This is a genomic window from Pseudomonas sp. NPDC087612, from assembly GCF_044743505.1.
GTDB lineage: Bacteria > Pseudomonadota > Gammaproteobacteria > Pseudomonadales > Pseudomonadaceae > Aquipseudomonas.
Window position 1 is genome coordinate 467505 of the sequence record NZ_JBIUWO010000003.1, and the last position, 23477, is coordinate 490981.

General features: G+C 62.6%; 19 protein-coding genes and 1 pseudogene. 6 read left to right on the forward strand and 14 right to left on the reverse strand.

Translation table 11 applies throughout. The features are described 5' to 3' along the window. The first annotated feature begins 204 nt into the window (after positions 1-204). Positions 205-1596 (forward strand): L-cystine transporter, encoded by a 1392-nt coding sequence (locus tag ACIOVF_RS08385; protein WP_258608864.1) that lies wholly within the window; start codon positions 205-207, stop codon positions 1594-1596. 39 nt (positions 1597-1635) lie between these two features. Here the strand turns inward: ACIOVF_RS08385 and ACIOVF_RS08390 are convergent, their stop codons facing one another. Next, complete coding sequence (locus tag ACIOVF_RS08390; protein WP_401288750.1) at positions 1636-2154, reverse strand: dihydrofolate reductase; 519 nt, start codon at positions 2152-2154, stop codon at positions 1636-1638. Positions 2155-2217: 63 nt separating this feature from the next. Here ACIOVF_RS08390 and ACIOVF_RS08395 point away from each other — a divergent pair, with 63 nt between their 5' ends. Both ACIOVF_RS08395 and ACIOVF_RS08400 read left to right on the forward strand, forming a co-directional pair. Further along, a complete protein-coding gene (locus ACIOVF_RS08395) occupies positions 2218-3609 on the forward strand; it encodes a DUF2868 domain-containing protein (RefSeq protein WP_045201854.1) in 1392 nt (463 codons plus the stop codon). After that, positions 3602-4966 carry a GTPase/DUF3482 domain-containing protein gene (locus tag ACIOVF_RS08400; protein WP_045201852.1) on the forward strand — a complete coding sequence of 455 codons (1365 nt, stop codon included), beginning with the start codon at positions 3602-3604 and terminating at the stop codon, positions 4964-4966. Before ACIOVF_RS08395 ends, ACIOVF_RS08400 begins: the two co-directional genes overlap by 8 nt. On the opposite strand, the gene ACIOVF_RS08405 is transcribed toward ACIOVF_RS08400, so the two are convergent. The 7 genes from ACIOVF_RS08405 to ACIOVF_RS08435 all read right to left on the reverse strand — a co-directional run bounded on the left by ACIOVF_RS08405 (position 4949) and on the right by ACIOVF_RS08435 (position 13862). Then, a complete protein-coding gene (locus tag ACIOVF_RS08405; RefSeq protein WP_045201848.1) occupies positions 4949-5503 on the reverse strand; it encodes a phosphonate degradation HD-domain oxygenase in 555 nt (184 codons plus the stop codon). The two genes, ACIOVF_RS08400 and ACIOVF_RS08405, sit on opposite strands and share 18 nt — an antisense overlap. 2 nt (positions 5504-5505) lie before the next feature. Then, positions 5506-6633, reverse strand: a complete 1128-nt coding sequence (locus ACIOVF_RS08410) for a TIGR03364 family FAD-dependent oxidoreductase (protein ID WP_401288755.1) — start codon at positions 6631-6633, stop codon at positions 5506-5508. Between the two features lie 112 nt (positions 6634-6745). Then, on the reverse strand, positions 6746-7771 hold the full coding sequence (locus ACIOVF_RS08415; RefSeq protein WP_401288758.1) for a putative 2-aminoethylphosphonate ABC transporter substrate-binding protein: 1026 nt from the start codon (positions 7769-7771) through the stop codon (positions 6746-6748). Between the two features lie 39 nt (positions 7772-7810). Further along, positions 7811-9535 carry a putative 2-aminoethylphosphonate ABC transporter permease subunit gene (locus tag ACIOVF_RS08420; protein ID WP_258608854.1) on the reverse strand — a complete coding sequence of 575 codons (1725 nt, stop codon included), beginning with the start codon at positions 9533-9535 and terminating at the stop codon, positions 7811-7813. A 1-nt stretch (position 9536) separates the two neighbouring features. After that, positions 9537-10601: a putative 2-aminoethylphosphonate ABC transporter ATP-binding protein gene (locus ACIOVF_RS08425; protein WP_258608852.1), complete on the reverse strand. Its 1065-nt coding sequence runs from the start codon at positions 10599-10601 to the stop codon at positions 9537-9539. A gap of 122 nt (positions 10602-10723) precedes the next feature. Further along, on the reverse strand, positions 10724-11593 hold the full coding sequence (locus ACIOVF_RS08430) for a LysR family transcriptional regulator (RefSeq protein WP_093377326.1): 870 nt from the start codon (positions 11591-11593) through the stop codon (positions 10724-10726). Positions 11594-11600: 7 nt separating this feature from the next. Then, a complete protein-coding gene (locus ACIOVF_RS08435) occupies positions 11601-13862 on the reverse strand; it encodes a heavy metal translocating P-type ATPase (protein ID WP_401288762.1) in 2262 nt (753 codons plus the stop codon). 82 nt (positions 13863-13944) lie between these two features. On the opposite strand from ACIOVF_RS08435, the gene cadR reads away from it, so the two are divergent. Beyond that, entirely contained in the window at positions 13945-14388 is a 444-nt protein-coding gene (gene cadR, locus ACIOVF_RS08440; RefSeq protein WP_038997693.1) for a Cd(II)/Pb(II)-responsive transcriptional regulator, read from the forward strand. A 209-nt stretch (positions 14389-14597) separates the two neighbouring features. Here the strand turns inward: cadR and ACIOVF_RS08445 are convergent. Further along, positions 14598-15053, reverse strand: a pseudogene (locus ACIOVF_RS08445) (transposase); the annotation flags it as partial. A gap of 152 nt (positions 15054-15205) precedes the next feature. Here ACIOVF_RS08445 and ACIOVF_RS08450 point away from each other — a divergent pair. Further along, positions 15206-16780, forward strand: coding sequence for a S8 family serine peptidase (locus ACIOVF_RS08450; protein ID WP_401288765.1), 1575 nt, complete (start codon positions 15206-15208; stop codon positions 16778-16780). A gap of 269 nt (positions 16781-17049) precedes the next feature. On the opposite strand, the gene ACIOVF_RS08455 is transcribed toward ACIOVF_RS08450, so the two are convergent. The 3 genes from ACIOVF_RS08455 to ACIOVF_RS08465 are packed head-to-tail and all read right to left on the reverse strand — an operon-like array spanning position 17050 to position 19675. Beyond that, the gene (locus tag ACIOVF_RS08455) at positions 17050-18021 is read right to left on the reverse strand and encodes a thymidylate synthase (protein WP_045201834.1); all 972 of its coding nucleotides are present in this window, start codon (positions 18019-18021) and stop codon (positions 17050-17052) included. A 47-nt stretch (positions 18022-18068) separates the two neighbouring features. Beyond that, positions 18069-18878, reverse strand: a complete 810-nt coding sequence (lgt, locus tag ACIOVF_RS08460; RefSeq protein WP_045201832.1) for a prolipoprotein diacylglyceryl transferase — start codon at positions 18876-18878, stop codon at positions 18069-18071. A gap of 14 nt (positions 18879-18892) precedes the next feature. Further along, the gene (locus tag ACIOVF_RS08465; RefSeq protein ID WP_401288769.1) at positions 18893-19675 is read right to left on the reverse strand and encodes a sulfite exporter TauE/SafE family protein; all 783 of its coding nucleotides are present in this window, start codon (positions 19673-19675) and stop codon (positions 18893-18895) included. A 129-nt stretch (positions 19676-19804) separates the two neighbouring features. Between ACIOVF_RS08465 and ACIOVF_RS08470 the strand changes: the two genes are divergently transcribed. Then, a complete protein-coding gene (locus ACIOVF_RS08470) occupies positions 19805-20551 on the forward strand; it encodes an NRDE family protein (protein WP_401288772.1) in 747 nt (248 codons plus the stop codon). Positions 20552-20599: 48 nt separating this feature from the next. Here ACIOVF_RS08470 and ptsP read toward each other — a convergent pair whose 3' ends face one another. Together ptsP and ACIOVF_RS08480 are read right to left on the reverse strand one after the other, a co-directional pair. Then, complete coding sequence (gene ptsP, locus ACIOVF_RS08475) at positions 20600-22879, reverse strand: phosphoenolpyruvate--protein phosphotransferase (RefSeq protein ID WP_045201822.1); 2280 nt, start codon at positions 22877-22879, stop codon at positions 20600-20602. A 22-nt stretch (positions 22880-22901) separates the two neighbouring features. Next, positions 22902-23381 (reverse strand): RNA pyrophosphohydrolase, encoded by a 480-nt coding sequence (locus ACIOVF_RS08480; RefSeq protein ID WP_010222140.1) that lies wholly within the window; start codon positions 23379-23381, stop codon positions 22902-22904. Between the last annotated feature and the right edge of the window lie 96 nt (positions 23382-23477).

Here is a 23477-nt window from a genome sequence, read left to right on the forward strand (position 1 = left end):
CAAAGCCTGCAATGCGCACCGACCCGACAGCGACACCGACACGCCCCTGAGCGGCCACGAGCATTCTGTTTGCGACCTGGCGTTATTCCAAAAACGACTATCGAAATTCCATTTCGATATAAATTCGTTGGTTTTCATGCTGTTAGCATTTCTGTTCGCAATCGCACACAGAGGCGATGCCCCGCCTTTTTTCCTGGAGCTTCAATGAATCTGCCGTTGTCTCTCAATCTGCTGGCGTTCCTGGCCTTGCTGCTAGGCCTGGCGCAAACCCGTCATGGCAACTGGAGCCTGGCCAAGAAAGTGCTGGTCGGCCTGGTCCTCGGCGTGCTGTTTGGCGCTGCCCTGCATGCCATTTACGGCGCCGGCAACCCGGTCCTCAAGGCCACCATCAGTTGGCTCGACCTGGTCGGCAACGGCTACGTGCAGTTGCTGCAGATGATCGTCATGCCGCTGATCTTCGCCTCGATCCTCAGTGCCGTGGCGCGCCTGCACAATGCTTCGTCGCTGGGCAAGATCAGCTTCCTGACCATCGGCACGCTGCTGTTCACCACGGCCATCGCCGCGCTGATCGGCATCGTGCTGACCAACCTGTTTGGCCTGACCGCCGAAGGCCTGGTGGCCGGTACCGCCGAAACCGCGCGCATGGCGGCGATCCAGAGCGACTACGTGGGCAAGGTCACCGACCTGAACATCCCGCAATTGCTGCTCTCGTTCATCCCCAGCAACCCGGTAGGCGACCTGGCCCGGGCCAAGCCGACCTCGATCATCAGCGTGGTGATCTTTGCCGTGTTCCTCGGCATGGCCGCCCTGCAGTTGCTCAAGGATGACGCCGAGAAGGGCAACCGCGCCCTGGCCGCCATCGACACCCTGCAAGCCTGGGTGATGCGCCTGGTGCGCCTGGTGATGAAGCTCACCCCCTACGGCGTGCTGGCGTTGATGACCAAGGTAGTGGCCAGCTCGAACCTCGACGACATCCTCAAGCTCGGCAGCTTCGTGGTGGTCTCGTACATCGGCCTGGGCCTGATGTTCGTGGTACACGGCGTGCTGCTGGCGATGAGCGGCGTCAACCCGCTGCGCTTCTTGCGCAAGGTCTGGCCGGTACTGACCTTCGCCTTCACCAGCCGCTCCAGCGCCGCCAGCATCCCGCTGAGCATCGAGGCGCAAACCCTGCGCCTGGGTATTCCGCAGTCGATCGCAAGCTTTGCCGCGTCATTTGGCGCAACCATTGGCCAGAACGGCTGTGCCGGCCTGTACCCGGCAATGTTGGCGGTGATGGTGGCGCCAGCGGTGGGCATCGACCCGTTTGACCCGCTGTGGATTGCCACCCTGGTGGCGATCGTCACCCTGAGCTCGGCCGGTGTTGCCGGTGTCGGCGGCGGTGCGACGTTCGCGGCGCTGATCGTATTGCCGGCCATGGGCTTGCCGGTTGAGCTGGTGGCCTTGCTGATCTCGGTCGAGCCGCTGATCGACATGGGCCGCACGGCGTTGAACGTCAACGGTTCGATGACGGCCGGGGCGATTACCAGCCAGATGCTCAAACAGACCGACAAGTCGGTGCTGGATGCGCAGGAACATGCGCAGCTGACGCACTCCTGAGTCCTGCGCCGCCCTGAAGGGCCTTGCCGGCGATGTTTTTCAGGCCTTTTCCCAGACCTCGAAGTGATACGCCGGCTTGTCACCTTCAGCCGCATTGGCCTGGCTCGACGCCAACTTCCACTGCGCCGGATCAAACTCAGGAAACCACGCATCCCCTTGCGGGCTGAGCTCAACCCGGGTCAGGTACAGGCGATCCGCCAGGCCGCGCTCGATGGCCTGGGTATACAGCTGCGCGCCGCCGATCAGCATCAGCTCGTCGACGCCCTGCGCCAGTGCCCACTGCTCGGCACGCTCAATGGCAGCCTCCAGCGAGGCGAACACTTCGGCACCTTCGAGCTGCAAGCCCGGCTGGCGGCTGACCACCAGGTTCAGGCGCCCCGGCAGTGGGCGACCCAGCGAATCCCAGGTCTTGCGCCCCATGATGATCGGCTTGCCCAGGGTGGTGGCCTTGAAATACTTGAAATCCCCCGGCAAGTGCCAGGGCATGCTGTTGTCGATGCCGATCACGCGGTTCTCGGCGAGGGCCGCGATCAGGCTGAGGGGGAGTGATGTTTTCATGCCGGCGAGGATAGCAAAGCCCGATCTTCGATGCCTGGGTTATGCTTTGGGCTGACTTGATCAATGGAAGACCGTGTGACTGCACTGACTGACCTGGACAAACGCTGGCTCACCGAAGCCGTGCGCCTGCGCGAAGAACATGCAGGCCCCTTGGAAGACCAGGAAGCCAACCGCCGCGCCCGCCAGGCAGGCGGCGACCTGCCGGCGCGCATCGAAAGCCGCGCCCTGTGGCTGGCCGAACGCGACGGCATGCGCAGCGCCCTGCAACACTGGAAACAAGGCGCTCGCCTGGCGCTGGCAGCCCTGGTGGTACTGGCCGTGCTCAGCGGCGCCGGCCTGGCCCTGGCCGCCCTCGGCGACAGCCTGCGCCCGGTCAACGTGTTCTGGGCCCTGGGCAGCCTGCTCGGGTTGAACCTGCTGCTGTTGCTGGGCTGGCTGCTGGGCTTTTTTCTGGCCGGTGAACAGGGCGCCAGCCTTGGTCGCCTGTGGCTGTGGCTGAGCGAAAAATTCGCCCGCGATGCCCAGGCCGCACACCTGGCCCCCGCCCTGCTGGTGATGCTGCAGCGACAAAAACTCAATCGCTGGCTGCTCGGCCTGTTGGTGCACAGCCTGTGGCTGCTGGCCTTGAGCACTGCGCTGTTGATGCTGCTGATGCTGCTGGCCACCCGACGTTACGGCTTCGTCTGGGAAACTACCATTCTCGGCGCCGACACCTTCGTCGCCCTGACCCAGGCCCTTGGCGCCCTGCCCGCATTACTCGGCTTCAGCGTGCCGGACGTGGCCATGATCCGCGCCAGCGGCGACACGCAACCGGCACTTGAGCTGGCCCGCCAGGCCTGGGCCGGCTGGCTGCTCGGCGTGCTGCTGGTATACGGCATCGTTCCGCGCCTGCTGCTTGCCGCCCTGTGCCTGTGGCGCTGGCGCAGTGGCCGGGCACGCCTGCAACTGGACCTCAAGCTGCCCGGCTACAGCCAGCTGCGCGATGTGCTGATGCCCAGCAGCGAACGCCTGGGCGTCAACGACGCCGCGCCTGATGCCTTGCCGCAGATCGTGCGTGGCGTTGGTGAAGAACACAGCGAAGGCGCCCTGCTGGTCGGCCTGGAGCTGGACGACAAACGCCCGTGGCCACCTACCCTGCCGGCAACGGTGAGCAACGCCGGTATCCTCGATAGCCGCGAGTCGCGCAACAAACTGCTGGAACAGCTCAGCCGTTTTCCGCCAGCGCGCCTGGCGATTGCCTGCGACCCGCGCCGCTCGCCCGACCGTGGCAGCCTGGCGCTGCTCGCCGAGCTTGCGCGCAATGCCGGGGCCACGCGCATCTGGCTGCTGCAGGCAATGCCCGGTCAGGCACTGGACGCTGAACGCCTGGGCGACTGGCATCAGGCCCTAGAACAGCTGGGTTTGAGCTACGCCGACAGCGCCCCGCTGAACTGGCTGGAGCATGGCCATGACTAAGCCGCTGAAACTGGCCGTGGTCGGCCACACCAACGTTGGCAAGACCTCGCTGCTGCGCACCCTGACCCGCGATGTCGGCTTCGGCGAGGTCTCGCATCGGCCGAGCACCACCCGTCATGTCGAGGGCGCACGCCTGTCGGTGGACGGCGAGCCGTTGCTCGAACTCTACGACACCCCGGGGCTGGAAGACGCCATCGCCCTGCTCGACTACCTTGAGCGCCTGGAACGGCCGGGCGAACGCCTCGATGGCCCGGCACGGCTGGAGCGCTTTCTGCAGGGTAGCGAGGCGCGCCAGCGTTTCGAGCAGGAAGCCAAGGTGCTGCGCCAGCTGCTGGCCAGCGATGCCGGCCTGTATGTGATCGATGCCCGCGAGCCGGTGCTGGCCAAGTACCGCGACGAACTGCAAGTGCTGGCCGGCTGCGGCAGGCCGTTGCTACCGGTGCTCAACTTCGTCGCCAGTAGCGACCATCGCGAAGCTGACTGGCGCGAAGCCTTGGCGCGCCTGGGGCTGCATGCGCTGGTGCGCTTCGACAGCGTCGCCCCGCCAGAAGACGGCGAGCGCCGCCTGTACGAAAGCCTGGCGTTGATGCTGGAGCACTCACGACCAGCGCTGCAACGCCTGATCGACGATCAGCAGGCCCAGCGCCAGGCCCGGCGTGAAAGCGCCAAGCGCCTGGTCGCCGACCTGCTGCTCGACTGCGCTGCTTGCCGGCGCAGTGTGGTCGCCGAGCCTGGCGCCGAAGCCGTGGCCATCGAAGCCCTGCGCCGCGATGTGCGCCAGCGCGAGCAACGCTGCGTCGAAGCGCTGCTCAAGCTCTATGCGTTTCGCAAGGAAGACGCCGCCAGCAGCGACCTGCCTTTGCTCGACGGGCGCTGGGGCGATGACCTGTTCAACCCGGAAACCCTCAAGCTGCTCGGTGTACGCCTGGGCAGTGGCGTGGCAGCCGGTGCGGCGGCCGGGGCCGGGGTCGATTTGCTGGTCGGCGGCCTGACCCTCGGTGCCGCGGCGCTGGCCGGGGCGATAGCCGGCGGCGCGCTACAGACTGCCCGCAGCTACGGCTCGCGCCTGCTCGGCAAACTCAAGGGCCAGCGCGAGTTGACGGTGGACGACAGTGTGTTGCGCCTGCTGGCGTTGCGTCAGCATCAGCTGATTCACGCCCTGGATGCCCGTGGCCATGCGGCGCTGGAGCGAATCAAGCTGGCGGCGCCACAAGAGCAGACCTGGCGCGAAGGCAAGCTGCCGCAAGCGCTGGGCAAGGCCCGGGCGCATCCGCAGTGGTCGTCGCTCAATCCCGGGGCGAAAGTGAATCAGGCCGAGCGCCAGGAGCAGATAGATGCGCTAGTGCAGGAGCTTTAGCGCCTTGCCCTTGAGCAGTTGCAGGTCAATCACCGGCACATCCATCTCCTTGGCCAGCTCATCCCACTGGCGCATGCGCAGGCTCACCGCACACAGTGGGTCTTGCTCGAAGGCATCGGCCTCGGCCTCGCTCATCACCCCGCCCTGGTACTCCAGGGTGCGCCGGCTGGCCTCACTCAGGCGCTGGTAATAACCCGGCTGGCGCAAGGTCAGGTAGCGCTTGGCCTCGACGTGGTACTCCACCAGCCTGGCCAAACGCTCGCTGAAGCCGCAGCGGCGCAGGTAGTTGGCGCCAACACGCTCATGGCTGACCACGCCATAGCCGCCCATGTCGCCTTCGGCGCTGCCACAGATATGGCCGATGTCATGGAAGAACGCCGCCAGTACCACCTCGTCGTCATAGCCCTCGGCCAACGCCAGCTGCGCCGCCTGGGACATATGCTCGAGCTGCGAAACCGGCTCGCCAATGTAGTCCTCATTGCCATGCTGCTGATACAAGGCGAAGACCTCGCTGACAATCTGTTCGGCACTAACCATGATCAGTCACTCTCCTCCAGCAAACGGGCGATATGTTGCTCGGCCAGGGCCGGGCCGACGCTCATGCCGACACCGCTGTGCATCAGCGCAGCGCTGATACCCGGCGCCACCTGCAGCAAGGAAAACGGCCCCGGCCCGCCAGAACCATAGACGCCCTGCCAGCGTTCGACCACCTCGATGCGCCCGCCCAGGGTCTGCTCGGCCAGCTCGATCATCCAGTTGTCGACCTGCTCGGCGTTGAACGGTGAAGCATCGCTGCCATAGGCATGGGAGTCGCCGATGATCAGCTCGCCATGGGGCGTCGGGCTGATCAGCAGGTGGATGCCATGCTCCAGCAGGTGCGGGCTGTTGGCCTGCAGTTGCGCTTTCAGCGCCTGGGCCTGCGGCAGGTCGGCGAAGGCGCCGTAGTGCACACAGCTCAGGCCAGTCAGCAAGGCGTGCTGCAGGTCGAGTTTGAAGCGCGGCCGGGCGCGCAGCATCTGCAGACGGCAAACCTGCGGTTGCAGGGCGGCGATGGGTTCGGCGAGCAGGGTCTGGTAGTCGTGGCCGGAGCAGACCACAATCTGTCTGGCGCTGAAGTCCCCCGCCGTGGTCGATACGCGACCAGGTTCGATAGCACGTACCAAGGTTGAAAAGTGAAACGCTACATCCAGTTCCTGCTGCAGGAAGCGGATCAGGCTCGGCAGCGCTTCGCGGGAATACAACTGCTGGTCTTGCAAGCCACGCAAGGCGGCGCGGTGGTGGCGAAACTGGCCGCCGTACAGGTCGTTCAAGGCGGCGCCGCTGAGCAGTTCCACCTGGTAATCATGTTGTGGCGCGCGCTCGGCACAGAAGGCTTCGAGCAGTTCCAGCTCCAGCGCAGTGCGGGCAAACAGCAGCGAGCCATTGGCCTTGAGCTCGAAGCCGGCCTGCTGCGCCCAGTGCTTCCAGATACCACTGCTGGCCTTGGCCAGTTCGAGCATCTGGCCGGGTGGCTGGCCGGTTACCAGGGCCTGGCCGAAGTTGCGCACCGAGGCGCCCAGGGGAGTGGCGCTGCGTTCGAAGACCCGCACCTTGAGCCCGCGCCGGGCAGCGGCGTAGGCATGGGACAGGCCGAGGATGCCGGCGCCGACGATGAGTAGATCGGTCATCTGAGGTTCCTTGAAGAATTCGTCGCCCCATCGCTGGCAAGCCAGCTCCCACAGGTACTGCATACACCAATCCTGTGGGAGCTGGCTTGCCAGCGATGAAGTCAACGCAGTGTTACTGCTGCGCGACCTTCTCCGACTTGCCGTCATAGCGCTTGCGCCATTCGGCGAGGATGTTGTCGCGGTTCTTCGAAGCCCAGGCGAAGTCGTTCTTGATCAGGCGCTGTTCGTAGTCGGCCGGCAGTTCGGTCTGCGGCTTGGCGATGCCCGGCTGGGCCAGGACGGCGAAGTTTTCCTTGTACAGCTCCATGGCCGCCGGGCTCGCCGAGAAGTCGGCCAGGCGCTTGGCCGCGTCTTCATGCTGGCTGCCCTTGATCACCGCGGTGGCTTCGATCTCCCAGCCCAGGCCTTCCTTCGGCAGGACGATGTCCAGCGGCGCACCCTGGCGCTTGAGCTGCACGGCCGGGTATTCGAACGAGATGCCGATCGGGAATTCGCCAGCAGCAGCCAGCTTGCACGGCTTGGAGCCAGAGTGAACATACTGGCCGATGTTCTGGTGCAGGCCGTCCATGTACGCCCAGCCCTGCTTCTCGCCGAAGGTCTGCAACCAGGCGCTGACATCGAGGAAACCGGTGCCGGAAGACGCCGGGTTAGGCATGACGATCTTGCCCTTGTACTCAGGCTTGGTCAGGTCCTGCCAGCTCAGCGGCTTGCTCAGGCCCTGCTTCTCGGCCTCGACGGTGTTGAAGCAGATGGTCGCGGCCCAGACGTCCATGCCCACCCAGGCCGGCGGATTGGCGGCATCGCGGTAGTTGGCGCCGATCTTGCCGAGGTCTTTCGGTGCATAGCTTTGCAGCATGCCCTGCTGGTCGAGGATTGCCAGGCTCGATGCCGCCAGGCCCCACACGGCATCGGCGTGCGGGCGGTCTTTTTCGGCCAGCAGCTTGGCAGTGATGATGCCGGTGGAATCACGCACCCACTTGATTTCGATGTCCGGGTTGGCCTTTTCGAAGGCCTGCTTGTAACTCTTGAGCTGTTCGGCTTCGAGCGCGGTGTACACCGTCAGTTGGGTATCGGCGGCAAAGGCCTGCACGCTGAATGCAGTGAGGACGGCAGCGGCAAGAGCAAGTGGCTTGAACATGATGCGGTTCCTTTGAACAGTACAGGTTGGGAGAGGCAATCAGTGACCCGGCGCGCGCTGGCGCCAGGCTTGGGAGCGTTGCAACAGGCCGCGCGAGGCCCAGGCCAGGAGCAGCGAAACGGTGGCGCTGGTAATCAGGATCAGGGTCGACATCGCTGCGGCGCCGCCGACGTTGCCGGCATCATCCATGTTCAGCACGGCGACCGCGGCAAGGATGGTGTCGGGGCTGTAGAGGAAGATCGCCGCCGACACCGTGGTCATCGCCGAGACGAACAGGTAGCGAATGATGTCGAGCAATGCCGGCAGGCAGATCGGCACCGTGACCCGCATGAAGTGCCGGTACAGCGGTGCCTTGAGCGACAGCGCGGCAGCCTCGAACTCGCCATCGAGCTGGCGCAGGGCAGTGGTCGCGGTCATGTTGGCGGTGGTCAGGTAGTGAGCAATGGTGCACACCACCAGCAGCGCCATGCTGCCGTAGAACACATGCAGCGGGTTGCTGCTGAGGTTGAAGAAGAACACGTAGCCAAGGCCCAGCACCAGGCCCGGCACCGCCATCGGCACGAAGCTGAGCAGGCGCAGCAGCAGGTTCAAGCTGCGCTGGCCCTTGGTTTTTTCCATCAGGTAGGCGCCGGTGAAAATCACCGCGCTACCGATCAGCGCCGTGCCCAGGGCCATGGTCAGGCTGTTGCGGTAGGCCAGCCAGCCGCCACCGGCGGTTTCGTCGAACTGATAATGCTTGAGCGACAGCGACAGGTTGTAAGGCCAGAACTTGACCAGCGATGAGTACACCGCCATGCCCACCACCAGCAACAGCACCGCGCAAATCAGGATGACCACGGCCATGAAGCAGGCATCGCGACGCCGCGACGGCTGTGGCTGGAACACCTGCGCCCGGCCGCTCATCGAATCGCCCTGACGGCGGCGCAGCCAGGCATCGACGGCAAAGCTGAGCAGTGCCGGCACCAGCAGGACCATGCCGATCAAGGCGCCACGGCCGAACTGCTGCTGGCCGACCACGGCCTTGTAGGCTTCCAGCGCCAGCACTTGATAGTCGCCACCGACTACCACCGGCACACCGAAGTCGGTGATGGTCAGGGTGAACACCAGGCAGAAGGCGGCGAACACCGCCTGCCGGGTGGCCGGCCAAGTGATGCTGTGAAACGCCCGCCATGGCCCGGCGCCCATGCTCGAGGCGGCGTCGAACAAGCGCGCATCGGCCAGCGACAGCGCCGACAGCAGGATCATCAGCGCATGCGGGAAGGTGTAGATCGCCTCGCCGAGGACAATGCCCCAGAAGCCGTAGATATTGTCGCTGAGCAGCCCGCGCAGCAGCCCCTGGTTGCCGAACAGATAGACCAGGGCAATAGCCGGGAGCATCGACGGCGCCAGCAATGGCAGCAGCGAAATGCCGCGCCACAGGCCCTTGGCCGGAATCAGTGTACGCTGCAGAGCGTAGGCGAACAGGTAGGCCAGCGGCACCACAATGGCCGCAACGCTGAGCGAGACCTTCAGGCTATTGCCCAGCAGCCAGTGAAAGTTGGCGCTGGCAAACAGTTCGCGAGCAGCGACCAGGCCGCCGCCCTGGCCGGCATCGCTGCTGAAACCGCGCCAGAAGATCGCCAGCAGCGGCATCAATACCGCGACGGTAAGCAAGAGCAGCAGCAACCACTTGCCGCCGACCACGAACAGTCGATCACCCAGCGAAACGCCAGCGCGCTGGCTTGCCTTCGCGTGCGCGATCGGCATGGCGATTGGCGCGGCCATCTCAGGCAAACACCTGCAGGCTGCGCGGCGGCAAGGCGACCCAGATGTCCTGCGAGCCCAGGCGCGGCATCGACTCGGGGGCGACTTCGGCAAGCAGGGCATGGCCTGGCAGTTCGTTGAATTCGAAACTCATGCGGCAGCGATTGCCGAGGAAGGTGATCTCGCGCACCCGCGCCGGGAACAGGTTCTCTTCATGCACCGGCGGGTTGACGCTGATCGCTTCCGGGCGGCAGAACAGCCGACCGCTGCGGGCCTGGCTGGCGCCATCGGCCAGGCGCATGTTCAGCGCACCGACCCGGGCATGGCTGTCGCTGTGGCGCTGGAACGGCAGCCAGTTACCCTGGCCAACGAACTCGGCAACGAACGGCGTGGCCGGCTTGTCGTAGATTTCCTGCGGGGTGGCGTACTGCTCGACCTGGCCGTTGTTCATCACCGCGATACGGTCGGCCATCAACATGGCCTCGTCCTGGTTGTGGGTGACCATCAGGGTGGTGATGCCGAGCTGGCGTTGCAGCTGGCGCAATTCGCTGCACAGGTGTTCGCGCACCCGGGCGTCGAGGGCCGACATCGGCTCGTCGAGCAGCAGCAACGACGGTGCCGGGGCCAGGGCTCGGGCCAGGGCCACGCGCTGTTGCTGGCCCCCGGAAAGCTGGCCGGGGTACTTCTTCTCGCTGCCGCTCAGGCCCACCAGCTCAAGCATCTGCGCCACCCGCTGACGCACTTCGTCACGACCGCTGCCGGCCAGGCCATAAGCGATGTTGGCTTCGACGGTCAGGTTGGGGAACAGCGCATAGGACTGGAACAGAATGCCGTAGTCGCGGGCCTGGGGCGGTAGCTCGGAGATATCACGGTCGCCGATGTACAGGGTGCCGCGATCCTGGCGCTCGAGGCCGGCGATGCAGCGCAGCAGGGTGGTCTTGCCACAGCCGGAGGGGCCCAGCAGGCACACCAGCTCACCAGCGGCGACGTCGAGGGAAACATCGTGCAGGGCGGTAAAGGCGCCGAAGCGCTTGTGGATACCGCGCACTTTCATCTGTGCGCCAGGGTTTGCGACCGGAGTGTTCATGGCAGGACCTCATCGAACGAATGAGGGCCATGCTAGGCGGGCAATGCGAAGGTTCTGTGGCGCAGAGGCAAAAGTTGCCGATAGTGGTATAGGCAGATTTTGGTGTGATGCAAATCCCGCTCCTACACCTCGACCGCCGCCACTTCCTGAGCCAACCCCAGAAACGCCGCCGGCAACCGCGCCTGGCGCCGCTCCTTCAAGCAATACAGATACTCATGCATCAGCGGCGCGCCCTCCAGGCTCAGCACCCGCAGCTCGGGGTTATGCGGCACTTCATGGCGGGCAATGATGCTGATGCCGATATTGCGCAGCACCGCCTCGCGAATCGATTCGCGGCTGCCAATCTCCAGCAGCGAGCCAACCTTCACCCCCGCAGCTTCGAGCATCTGCTCGGTCAGCTTGCGCGTGGTCGAACCCTGCTCTCGTACCAGCAGGCAATGCCCGGCCAGCGCCGACAGCGGCAGCGATTCGCGGCTGGCCAGCACATGGTTGCGATGCACCGCCACCACCAGCGGATCGGTACCCAGCACCCGCCGCACCAGCCGTGCATCCTCGACCAGTTGCGATGAGGCGGCCAGATCGACCCGGTAGTCCTCAAGCAATTCCAGCACCTGCTGGGAGTTGCCGATCTCCACCGACACCTCCACCTGCGGCAAGCGCTCGCGGAAGATCTTCACCAGGTCGAGGATGTAGTACGGCGCCGTGGCAGCGATACGCAAACTGCCCTGACCCTGGCCACTGTTGCGCAGGAAGAACTCGATATCGGCTTCCTGCTGCAGCAGCGCCTTGACCATCGGCAGCAGCCGCGTGCCGTCGTCACTGAGGGTCAGGCGGCGACCGCCACGGTAGAACAGCTCCACCGCGTACTGGCTTTCGAGGTTGCGGATCTGCGTGGTTACCGTCGGTTGGCTGAGCCCGAGTTTCTTCGCCGCCAGGGTAATGCTGCCCAGGCGGGCAACCATGTAGAAGGCTTTCAACTCGGAACTCAACATAGATCCTCTATTTACGCAGCAGGCGCAGGCCGTTGAAGACCACCAGCAAACTCACGCCCATGTCGGCAAACACCGCCATCCACATGGTTGCCATGCCGGCGAAGGTGACTGCCAGGAAGATCGCCTTGATCCCCAGCGCCAGAACAATGTTCTGAGTCAGGATCGCCGCACTCTGGCGCGAGAGCCTGACGAAGGCCGGGATTTTGCGCAAGTCATCATCCATCAATGCCACGTCGGCGGTCTCGATGGCGGTGTCGGTACCGGCCGCGGCCATGGCAAAGCCGATCTCGGCGCGGGCCAGTGCCGGCGCATCGTTGATGCCGTCGCCGACCATGCCGACCCGATGGCCCTGGGCGTACAGGTCCTCGATGGTCTTGAGCTTGTCGGCCGGCAGCAGGTTGCCATGGGCCTGGTCGATCCCGACCTGGGCGGCAATCGCCTGGGCCGTGTGCGGATTGTCGCCGGTCAGCATGACAGTCTTGATACCCAGCTCATGCAGCTCGGCAATTGCCTCGCGGCTGCTGTCCTTGACCGTGTCGGCGACGGCGAACAGCGCCAGCGGGCCGGACTTGTCGAGCAGCAGTACAACGGTCTTGCCCTGCCGCTCCAGGGTATCGAGCCGGGCTTCGAGCTGTGCCGAGCACAGGCCCAGCTCCTCGACCAGGCGATGGTTACCGAGGTGATACAGCTCACCGTCGATCTCGCCACGCACACCGCGACCTGCCAGCGCTTCAAAGGCCGTTACTTCACTCAGGGGCAACCGCTGCTCATTGGCAAACACGGCAATGGCACGGGATACCGGGTGGTCGGAACGATCGGCAAGGCTTGCCGCCAGCGCCTGGGCGCGGCCTTCGAACAACGGTTCGAGCACTTCATGGTCGGTTTGCACCGGCTTGCCATGGGTGATGGTGCCGGTTTTGTCCAGGGCCAGGAAGTCGAGTTTGCGCCCGCCCTCCAGGTACACCCCGCCCTTGACCAGGATGCCTTTGCGCGCCGCCGCGGCCAGGCCGCTGACGATGGTCACCGGGGTGGAAATCACCAAGGCACAGGGGCAGGCCACCACCAGCAACACCAGCGCGCGGTAGATCCAGTCGAACCAGGCGCCAGCCATGAACAGCGGCGGAATCACCGCCACCGCCAGGGCGAAGGCAAACACCGCCGGGGTGTAGATGCGCGAGAACTGGTCGACGAAGCGCTGGGTCGGCGCCCGCGCGCCCTGGGCTTCTTCCACGGCCTTGATGATCCGCGCCAGGGTCGATTGCCCGGCCGCCGCCGTCACCCGGTACTCCAACGCCCCGGCCTGGTTGATGGTGCCGGCGAACACCTTGTCACCGGGGCCCTTCTCTACCGGCAGGCTCTCGCCGGTGATCGGTGCCTGGTCGATACTCGACTGGCCGCTGACCACCTCGCCGTCCAGGCCGATGCGTTCGCCGGGACGCACGCGCACCAGATCACCGAGGGCGACCTGCTTGACGTCCAGCTCACGCCACTGGCCATCGGCTTGCTGCACGGTGGCAAGGTCCGGGCTCAACTGCATCAGACCGCCGATGGCGTTGCGCGCGCGGTCAAGCGAGCGCGCTTCGATAAGCTCGGCGACGGTGAAGAGGAACATGACCATGGCCGCTTCCGGCCACTGGCCGATCAGCACCGCGCCGGTCACGGCGATGCTCATCAGTGCGTTGATATTGAGGTTGCCGTTCTTCAGGGCGATCCAGCCCTTTTTGTAGGTGCCCAGACCGCAACTGAGGATCGACACCAGGGCGACCAGGGCCACTACCCAGGACGGCGCCAGCTCGGCAAAGTGGATTGCTTCGGCGCCCAGCGCCGCCACACCGGCCAACGCCAGCGGCCACCAGTGCTTTTTCACCGGCGCAGGCGCAGCGGTAGCTTCTTCGCTGGCCTCGCTCAACGGGTCGGCCTGCATACCCAACGAGGCGACCGCCTGCTCGATGGCGACAGTGTCGGCATGGGTGTGGCGCACGCCGAGGATGCGGTTGATCAGGTTGAATTCCAGCTGCTCGACCCCGGCCAGCTTGCCCAGTTTGTTCTGGATCAGGGTCTGTTCGGTCGGGCAATCCATGGCCTCGATGCGAAAGCGGCTCAGGCGCGCACCGGCGCTGCTCGCCTCGCTCAGTTGCACCAGCGCTGGTGCGGCGTCGTGGGAACAGCAGCTGTGGGCGTGCTCGGCATGTTCATGCCTGGCGTGATCATGGCTGTGGTCATGATCGTGAGGAGCTTTACCGGGGGTGTGGCTGACAGGCTGATTCATGGGTTCATCCTTAAATGTCCTGTTGCCAAGTGAACACCCTGTAGCCACTATAGGGTCAAGCCACTTGTCGAGGTATTTGCAGATGAAGATCGGAGAACTGGCCAAAGCCACCGATTGCGCGGTGGAAACCATCCGTTACTACGAGCGGGAAAACCTGCTGCCGGAGCCGGCGCGCAGCGAAGGCAACTACCGGATGTACACCCAGGCCCACGTCGAGCGCCTGACCTTCATCCGCAACTGCCGCACCCTCGACATGACCCTGGAAGAAATCCGCAGCCTGCTGCGCCTGCGCGACAGCCCGGATGACCAGTGCGAAAGCGTCAATGCGTTGATCGACGAGCACATCCAGCACGTCAAGGCGCGCATCGATGGGCTGCAGGCACTGCAGGCGCAACTGCTGGAACTGCGTCAGCACTGCCATCCCAAGGAGGTCCAGTGCTCGATCCTGCAGCATCTTGAGGTCAATGGCGCGGTAACGGCGCCAGAGGCGGAGCATTCGCATGTGGGCAGGAGCCACGGGCATTGAAGTGGTCATCTGAAGACAGATTCTTGCAGCAATATGTATTTAGGCTTTGTACGAACTTCTTAGGGAAGGTCTGAAGTAGTCACGAATTACTAGCGGACTCCAGTCCCGTCGATTTTTTCAAAGCGAAGAATTGATCAAAATTATCAAATCAACTGCTCATTTCTATGTTTTCGGCCGCCGCGAACACCGCGCGGCCGCCATTTTCCGCATTACAGGCTCACCTCTCCTGTGTTCGTCCGCAAATGCCAACGCGCCCTCCATAGGTTCGACAGGGCGAACAGCGTCACCAACTGCGCCGTACTCTTGGCCAGGCCACGGAAGCGCATCATCACATACCCGAACTGGCGCTTGATAACTCTGAACGGATGCTCGACCTTCGCCCGTACCTGCGCCTTGGCTTTCTCATCTTGCAGATCGCTGTGTACAAGGCGCTGCGCTTGCCATGTTTCTAGTAGGTGCCGCAACGGGCGACCGTCATGCCCAGGCCGCTTCTTGACCGCAGTGTAACCACCATCGGCACACACCACGTTCTCTTCGCCGTGCAGTAGTTTGTCGATCTGCGTAACGTCCGCGACATTGGCCGCCGTGACTTCCACACTATGCACCAAACTCGATTTATCGTCGGTGCCAATGTGTGGTTTTGCGCCGAAATAATATTGGTCGCCTATTAAAAATAGCGCACCAAGGCATCACATCCATTATTTGTCAACTGTTAGAACTGACAGTTGATAAACGCCTTTACTTAGTCAAGCCTGTGCACAGCCCTCTCCCGCGACAAAAGAGAGAGCCAACTTTACCTTTCAAGGAGTCGCCTTTCATGCAAACAGACCTCATGATATATCGCAACGTTTATTTCGACGGAAACATTTACGTCAAATATAATGGTATGACAACCTTTAAAACCACCAAGTACCAACTCTATAGAGATGGAAAAAAAATCGCAGAAATCGACTCAAGCGAAAACGGTGAGACGATCTGCTTTGAAAACCAAATCGCTGCAAACTACAAAGCAAGCTTTGTCATGGAGCTATCCGATGGAAAAATCCTTACTGGCGACTCCATGGAAATTGATGCTGCATTTCGCTCTCCACTTCTCCCTGAATCTCCACCTACTCGATCTCAGCAAAAAAGCCTTAAAGGCGGCCATTACCTATATGAAAACGTCACCAGTCACTTCCTTGAAGTTAAATTTCATCCTGGTGGACTTGAAAAACTGAAAAATGAAACCTCTCGTGCGCTGACCACCTTTGCCCGATTAAAATCGGGGCTCACCTTCAATCTTGTTTTTTCACCCACCACCACAAAAAAGAAGGGCCTCGAGTCTTTTGCTGATTTTTATCGAATTGATGGCCCCATTGCCACGGACGAACTGATCCCGGTGGCCACCGAGTTAGAAACTCTAGATTACGTTATATATTGCTCCGTCACGCCAGACACCAGAAACATGCAACCACCAGAGCTTCCACTGACAGGAGCCCCTGCAACGGAAGAACAGCAACATGCCAGCAACAATTCTACAACCCCCAACTTCAATTCATTACAAGGTTACCTAGACCCAACCAGAGGAATGAACGTTCGCCACCACTGGGAAAGAAAAAATGGCCGGCTTGCCGTCGTACGACACTTGGACTTTGGCATCTATCGAAACCACGAAGACCTGCGCAATGTTTTCGTGATGAGCAGCAGACCAGAGACCCAAGATTGTAACCATGGAACCGCATCAACTGGATGTATTGTGGGAACAAATAACGGCTTCGGAGTGACGGGCATATCATACAACTGTAGCTTTTACTTCTACGATACGAGCTACATTGACTGGATCGTTCGTGACGCCAGACATGGCGACATTGTGGGAATAGACAATCAATTTTCCCGGGATGGCAAACTACTACCCATGATAGATAACAAGTCCTACTGGGACAAGATCCAAGTGCTTACAAATAGACATATTACCGTCATCCTTGCGGCTGGCAATGGGGGACTCAATTTAAGCACTCCTGGAGTAATGAACGATTGGGGAGATAGCGGCAGCATGCTGGCAGGTGCATGCAGCTCAAGTACCGGCCGCAGGCTTTCATTCTCAAACTTCGGACACATTACCTCGATGATCAGTTCATGGGGGGAAAACGTAACAACTACCGGATATGGCGGCCTGCAGTCAGCGGGAAACAATGCAAGCTATACTCGATCTTATAACGGAACATCAAGCGCCACACCGCTCAGCGTTGGTGCTATTGCGGTAGTACAGGGGCACAGTCTTGAAGGTGGCGGCTACTATCCGCCAGATACTTTCCGGAGCTTACTCGAACGACTCGGCTATACTGAGGGAGTCACCGACAAGATCGGTTATCGTCCCAATGTGCGTGCACTCATAGAAGCTTATGGCGAATGAATCGCTCACAACGAATGACTTGCGCCCCAAACTGTGAGCACCGAACCAAAAGACGATGCTACGCTCCGAGAAGTCTATTACTTCAGCGGATACGAAGGCGATCATCGATTATGTGGATCTAGGGATGAAGACGGCCTGATAGCAGTGGGAGCGGCTGGGCGCTGGCCAAACTTGCCTTGCGATAGCGATTTATCAGTTTCATCGCTATCGCGGGGCAAGCCCGCTCCCACAGTTACATATTCAGACAGTTGTTTCTGCAGTGGCAGAACTCAGACCGCCATCGGCGCCGTCATTGGCGCGTGGTGCTCGTAGCCTTCGAGGCTGAAGTCGCTCGGTTCGATCTTCTCCAGCCACTCTGGCTCGTACACGCCGGTCTTGGCGAACTCCGGCACGCGATCACTGATCACCAGCTTCGGCGCAGCCAGCGGCTCGCGTTTGAGCTGTTCGCCCAGCATGTCCAGGTGGTTTTCGTAGACGTGCGCATCACCGATGAAATAGGTGAACCAGCGCGGCGTGTAGCCGGTCAGGCGGCCCATCAGCGACAGCAGCGCGGCGCCTTCGGTGAGGTTGAACGGCGTGCCAAGGCCCAGGTCGTTGGAGCGGATGTAGAGGGTCAGGGAAATTTCCCTGGTCTCGACATTCGGGTGGAACTGGTACAGCAGGTGGCACGGCGGCAGGGCCATTTCGTCGAGCTGCGCGCAGTTCCAGCCGTGGAACAGGATGCGCCGGCTGCCCGGGTCGTTGTGGATGGTGTCGATGCACTGGCGGATCTGGTCGATGGCCTTGTACAGCACCACGAAGGCTTCGCCGTCTTCCTCGGCCTGGGCGATCTGCTGGAAGCCCTGGCTCTTGGCCAGTTCGATGGCCGCCGGGTTGCTCAGCGGGATGCGCTTGTAGGCCGGCCACTGGCGCCATTGCACGCCGTAGATCTCGCCGAGGTCGTCATGGCCCTGGCGAAACGGGTTGGCCAGCCACTGGGCGTTTTCGTTGGCGTTCTGATCCCAGACCTTGCAGCCCAGCTCACGGAACTCGCCGGCGTTCTTCACGCCACGCAGGAAGCCGACCATCTCGCCGATAGCCGACTTGAACGCCAGCTTGCGGGTGGTGATGGCCGGGAAGCCCTTCTGCAGGTCGAAGCGCAGCATGGCGCCAGGCAGGCTGATGGTGCGGATACCGGTACGGTTACCTTGAAGGGTGCCGTTTTCGATGACGTCGCGGACCAGATCTAGATACTGTTTCATGGCTTACCTGTAGCAAAGACGGCAGGGGATCGCCCTGCCGTGGAAATTCAAACGGCGGCCTTGACCGTGGGTTTGCGGTTGTAGGCCCACCAGATCAGGAAGATGCCACCGACAATCATCGGCACGCAGAGCAACTGACCCATGGTCAACCAGCCGAAGGCGATGTAGCCAAGCTGGGCATCGGGTACCCGCACGAACTCTACGATGAAACGGAAAATACCGTAGAACAGCGCGAACATGCCGGAAACGGCCATGGTCGGGCGCGGTTTGCGCGAGTACAGCCAAAGGATCAGGAATAATGCCACACCTTCCAGGGCGAACTGGTACAGCTGCGACGGGTGACGCGGCAACTGCGCCGGGTCGCTGAACGGCGGGAAGACCATCGCCCACGGCACATCAGTGGCCTTGCCCCACAACTCGGCGTTGATGAAGTTGCCGATACGCCCCGCACCGAGGCCGATCGGTACCAGTGGCGCAACGAAGTCCATCAGCTCGAAGAACGACTTGTTGTTGCGCTTGCCGAACCACAAGGCGGCGAGCATCACGCCGATAAAGCCGCCGTGGAACGACATGCCGCCCTTCCACACTTCGAGGATCAAGGTCGGGTTGGCCAGGTAGGCGTGCAGGTCATAAAACAGCACGTAGCCCAACCGCCCGCCGACAATTACGCCCATGGACAGCCAGAACACCAGGTCCGAGAGTTTTTCGCGGCTCCAGGTCGGGTCGAAGCGGTTCAGGCGACGCGAGGCCAGCAGCCAGGCGCCGCCGATGCCGACCAGGTACATCAGACCGTACCAATGGATTTTGATCCATTTCAGGTCAAGGGCTACTGGATCTATCTGCGGATAAGGCAGCATGGTGACTCCTCTCGTTAAAGCAAAAAGCTAAGACCGACGCAAAACAGCAGCGCGGCGAACAGCCGCTTGAGCAGGCGTGGCGACAGTTTATGTGCCAGGCGCGCGCCGAAGCGGGCGAAAAACATGCTGGTCAGGGCAATCCCCAGCAGCGCCGGCAGGTACACAAAACCCAGGCTATGGGCGGGCAGGTGCGGGTCGTGCCAGCCGAGCCAGATGAAACTCAGGGCGCTGGCCACCGCAATCGGAAAGCCGCAGGCCGACGAGGTTGCCACCGCCTGCTGCATCGGCAGGCTGCGCCAGGTCAGGAACGGCACGGTCAACGAACCGCCGCCAATGCCGAAGATCGCCGAGGCCCAGCCGATCACGCTGCCGGCGAGGGTCAGCCCGGGCTTGCCAGGGATGCCGCGGCTGGCCTTGGGCTTGAGGTCGAGGGCCATCTGCACGGCGATCACCAGAGCGAACACGCCGATGATCTTTTGCAGCATTGGCCCCTGAATGGCCGAGGCGGTCTTGGCACCGATACCCGCACCGACCAGGATCCCCAGGGTCATCCAGACAAAGATCGGCCACTGCACCGCGCCCTTGCGGTGGTGCTCGCGGATGGCATTGACCGAGGTGAAGACAATGGTCGCCAGCGAGGTGCCCACCGCCAGGTGGGTCAGCACCGACGCGTCGAAGCCTTGCAGGGTGAAACTGAACACCAGCACCGGCACGATGATAATGCCGCCACCAACCCCAAACAGCCCGGCCAGCACGCCTGCGCAGGCGCCCAGCGCCAGATAGAGCACGAATTCCATTGTCGCCCCCGTAAATTCAGTCCGGCATGGTAACGGAAGGTAGGCCTGCGGCTCTAGTGAAGACACATTAAGTCGATGGATCGCGTCGGACGCTATCGGTAGAGTGGGCAAAAACACAGAGGTCCACCTATGTGTCTGATCGTCTTTGCCTGGCGGCCTGGGCATGCCCAGCCGCTGATCGTCGCGGCCAACCGTGATGAGTTCTACGCCCGCCCCAGCCGCGTACTGGGGGCCTGGGAAGATGCGCCCGGGGTTTACGCCGGGCGCGACCTGGAAGCCGGCGGCACCTGGCTGGGGGTCGGCCCCAACGGCCGCTTTGCCGCGCTGACCAATATCCGCGACCCGCAGCAACCCCAGGGCGCGCGCTCGCGCGGCGAGCTGGTGGCGGCGTTTTTGCGCGGGGAGCTTGGGGTTGAGGCTTACCTGGATCAGGTGGCCAGCCGCAGCCAGCAATATTCGGGGTTCAACCTGCTGGTCGCCGACAGCACGCAACTGGGTTACCTGAATGCCCGGCAAGCCACGCCGCAGCTGCTGGGCGCCGGGGTTTACGGGTTGTCCAACGCCGGCCTGGATACGCCCTGGCCAAAGCTGGTCAAGGCGCGTGCGGGCTTGCAATTGCAACTGGCCGATCCACAGCCGCAGCGCTTGCTGGAGTTACTTGGGGATAACCTGCCGGCGGCAGACAGCGAGCTGCCAGAGACCGGCGTCGGCCTGGGTACCGAGCGGTTATTGTCGAGCGTGTTCATTGCCAGCCAGAACTACGGGACGCGGGCCAGTACCGTGCTGATTGTCGAGGCCGATGGCCGACGGCAAATGGTGGAGCGCAGTTTTGGGCCGCTTGGCGGGCATCTGGGGGAGGTGTGTTTGCAGGTCTGACGCTATCGCTGGCAAGCCAGCGATGGGCTGCAAAGCAGCCCCCAAACCTCACAAAGGCTTGCCCACTCCTGGCCCGATCATCCGCGCCAGGCCCAGGTTCTTCAGGGCCAGCTGCAGCGAGCTGTGGATAACTTGCGGGTTGTCGATGCCCATGGCCTGGGCCAGCAGTTCCTTGGACTTGCTCATGCTGACCTGACGCAACATCCACTTCACCTTGGGCAGGTTGGTAGCGTTCATCGACAGGCTGTCGAAACCCATGGCCATCAGCAGCACCGCCGCCGCCGGGTCACCGGCCATCTCGCCGCAGATGCTCACCGGCTTACCTTCGGCGTGGGCATCGCGCACCACGTTCTGCAGGGCCTGGAGCACCGCCGGGTGCAGGTAGTCATAGAGGTCGGCGACGCGCGGGTTGTTGCGGTCGACCGCCAGCAAATACTGGGTCAGGTCGTTTGAGCCGACCGAGAGGAAGTCCACCTGGCGCGCCAGCTCGCGGGTCTGGTACACCGCCGCAGGGATTTCGATCATCACCCCCACCGGCGGCATCGGCACGTCGGTGCCTTCGTCGCGCACTTCGCCCCAGGCCCGGTGGATCAGGTGCAGGGCTTCTTCGAGTTCGTGAATACCGGAAATCATCGGCAGCAGAATGCGCAGGTTGTTCAGGCCTTCACTGGCCTTGAGCATGGCGCGGGTCTGCACCAGGAAGATTTCCGGGTGGTCGAGGGTGACGCGAATACCGCGCCAGCCGAGGAACGGGTTGTCTTCCTTGATCGGGAAGTACGACAGCGCCTTGTCGCCGCCGATATCCAGGCTGCGCATGGTCACCGGCAGCGGATGGAAGGCCGCCAGTTGCTCGCGATAGATCGCCAGCTGCTCCTTCTCACTGGGGAAGCGCTGGTTGATCATGAACGGCACTTCGGTGCGGTACAGGCCGACGCCTTCGGCGCCACGCTGCTGGGCGCGAGCGACATCGGCAAGCAGCCCGGTGTTGACCCACAACGGCATGCGGTGGCCATCGAGGGTCACGCAAGGCAGTTCGCGCAGGGCGTCAAGGCCCTGGGCCAGCTGGCGTTCTTCTTCGACGACTTCGGCGTACTGCTTGCGCAGCACTTCGCTGGGGTTGGTGTAGACCTCGCCCTTGTAGCCATCGACGATCATGTCGATGCCGTCGACCTTGGAATACGGCAGGTCGACCAGGCCCATGACGGTCGGAATGCCCATGGCCCGGGCCAGGATGGCAACGTGGGAGTTGCCCGAGCCCAGTACCGAGACCAGGCCGACAAGTTTGCCTTCCGGCACTTCGCCGAGCATCGCCGGGGTGAGTTCTTCGCTGATGAGAATGGTGTTGTCGGGATAGACCAACGACAGCTGACGGGCCTCCTGCAGGTAGGCCAGCAGTCGCCGGCCCAGATCCTTCACGTCCGAAGCCCTCTCGCGCAGGTAGGCGTCGTCCATCAGCTCAAAACGATTGACGTGCTCGCCGACCACCTGGCGCAGCGCGCCCTGGGCCCACTGGCCGGTCTTGATCACCTGCACCACTTCACCGCCCAGGGCCGCGTCTTCGAGCATCATCAGGTAGACGTCGAACAGCGCGCGCTCTTCCGGGCGCAACTGGGTGGCGAGTTTGGCGGAGAGGTTGCGCATGTCTTCGCGCACCCCTTCCAGGGCGTTGTTGAACAGTTTCAGTTCGGCGTCGATGTCATCAACGGTCTTGTCCGGCACCACATCGAGGTCGGCCGGTGGCAACATGACCACCGCCTTGCCCACCGCAGCGCCGGGTGAACCGGGCACACCGACGAACTTGGCCTCCTGGATACCCTTGCCCTGACGGCCCAGGCCACGGATCGAACCGGTGGCCTCGGCATGGGCGATAACCCCGGCCAGCTGCGCGCTCATGGTCACCAGGAAGGCTTCTTCGCCCTCGTCGAACTGGCGCCGCTCCTTTTGCTGGATGACCAACACCCCGACCACGCGACGGTGGTGGATGATCGGCGCACCGAGAAAGGAAGCAAAGCGCTCCTCGCCGGTTTCAGCAAAGTAGCGATAACGCGGGTGGTCGGCGGCGTTTTCCAGGTTCAGCGGCTCTTCGCGCGTGCCGACCAGGCCCACCAGGCCCTCGTTGGGGGCCATGCTGACCTTGCCGATCGAGCGCTTGTTCAGGCCCTCGGTAGCCATCAGCACGAAGCGGTTGGTCTCGGGGTCGAGCAGGTAGACGGAGCAGACCTGACTGCCCATGGCCTCTTTTACGCGCAACACAATGATCCCCAACGCCGTCTTGAGATCCTTGGCGGAGTTAACTTCCTGGACGATCTTGCGCAGCGTATTGAGCATGGCTCGGGGTCGAACTCCGTCGTCAGTCGCGCGCCAGCAGGCGCGGGGCAAGCTCTTTGAGAGCGCGGCGGTAAACCTCGCGCTTGAATGTCACCACCTGGCCCAGCGGATACCAATAGCTGACCCAGCGCCAGCCGTCGAACTCCGGTTTACCGGTCAAGTCCATTCGCACCCGTTGCTCGTTGGAGACCAGGCGCAGCAGGAACCATTTCTGTTTCTGGCCGATGCACAGCGGTTGGCTGTGGGTACGGACCAGGCGTTGGGGTAAACGATAACGCAACCAGCCGCGGGTGCAGGCAAGAATTTCAACATCATCTCGCTCCAGCCCCACTTCTTCGTTCAGCTCGCGGTACAGGGCATCTTCCGGCGTTTCCTCGGGGTTGATACCTCCCTGGGGAAACTGCCAGGCATCCTGGTTGATCCGTCGAGCCCATAGCACCTGCCCAAGATCATTCGTCAGAATGATCCCGACATTGGGGCGAAAACCATCGGGGTCGATCACGGCAGCAACCTCGCAAACGCATGTCACGGCATTGTTCCACAAAGGTCACAAGGCCAGCAACGCGCCTGTTTACCTTATGTGCACCGATGTGAAAAG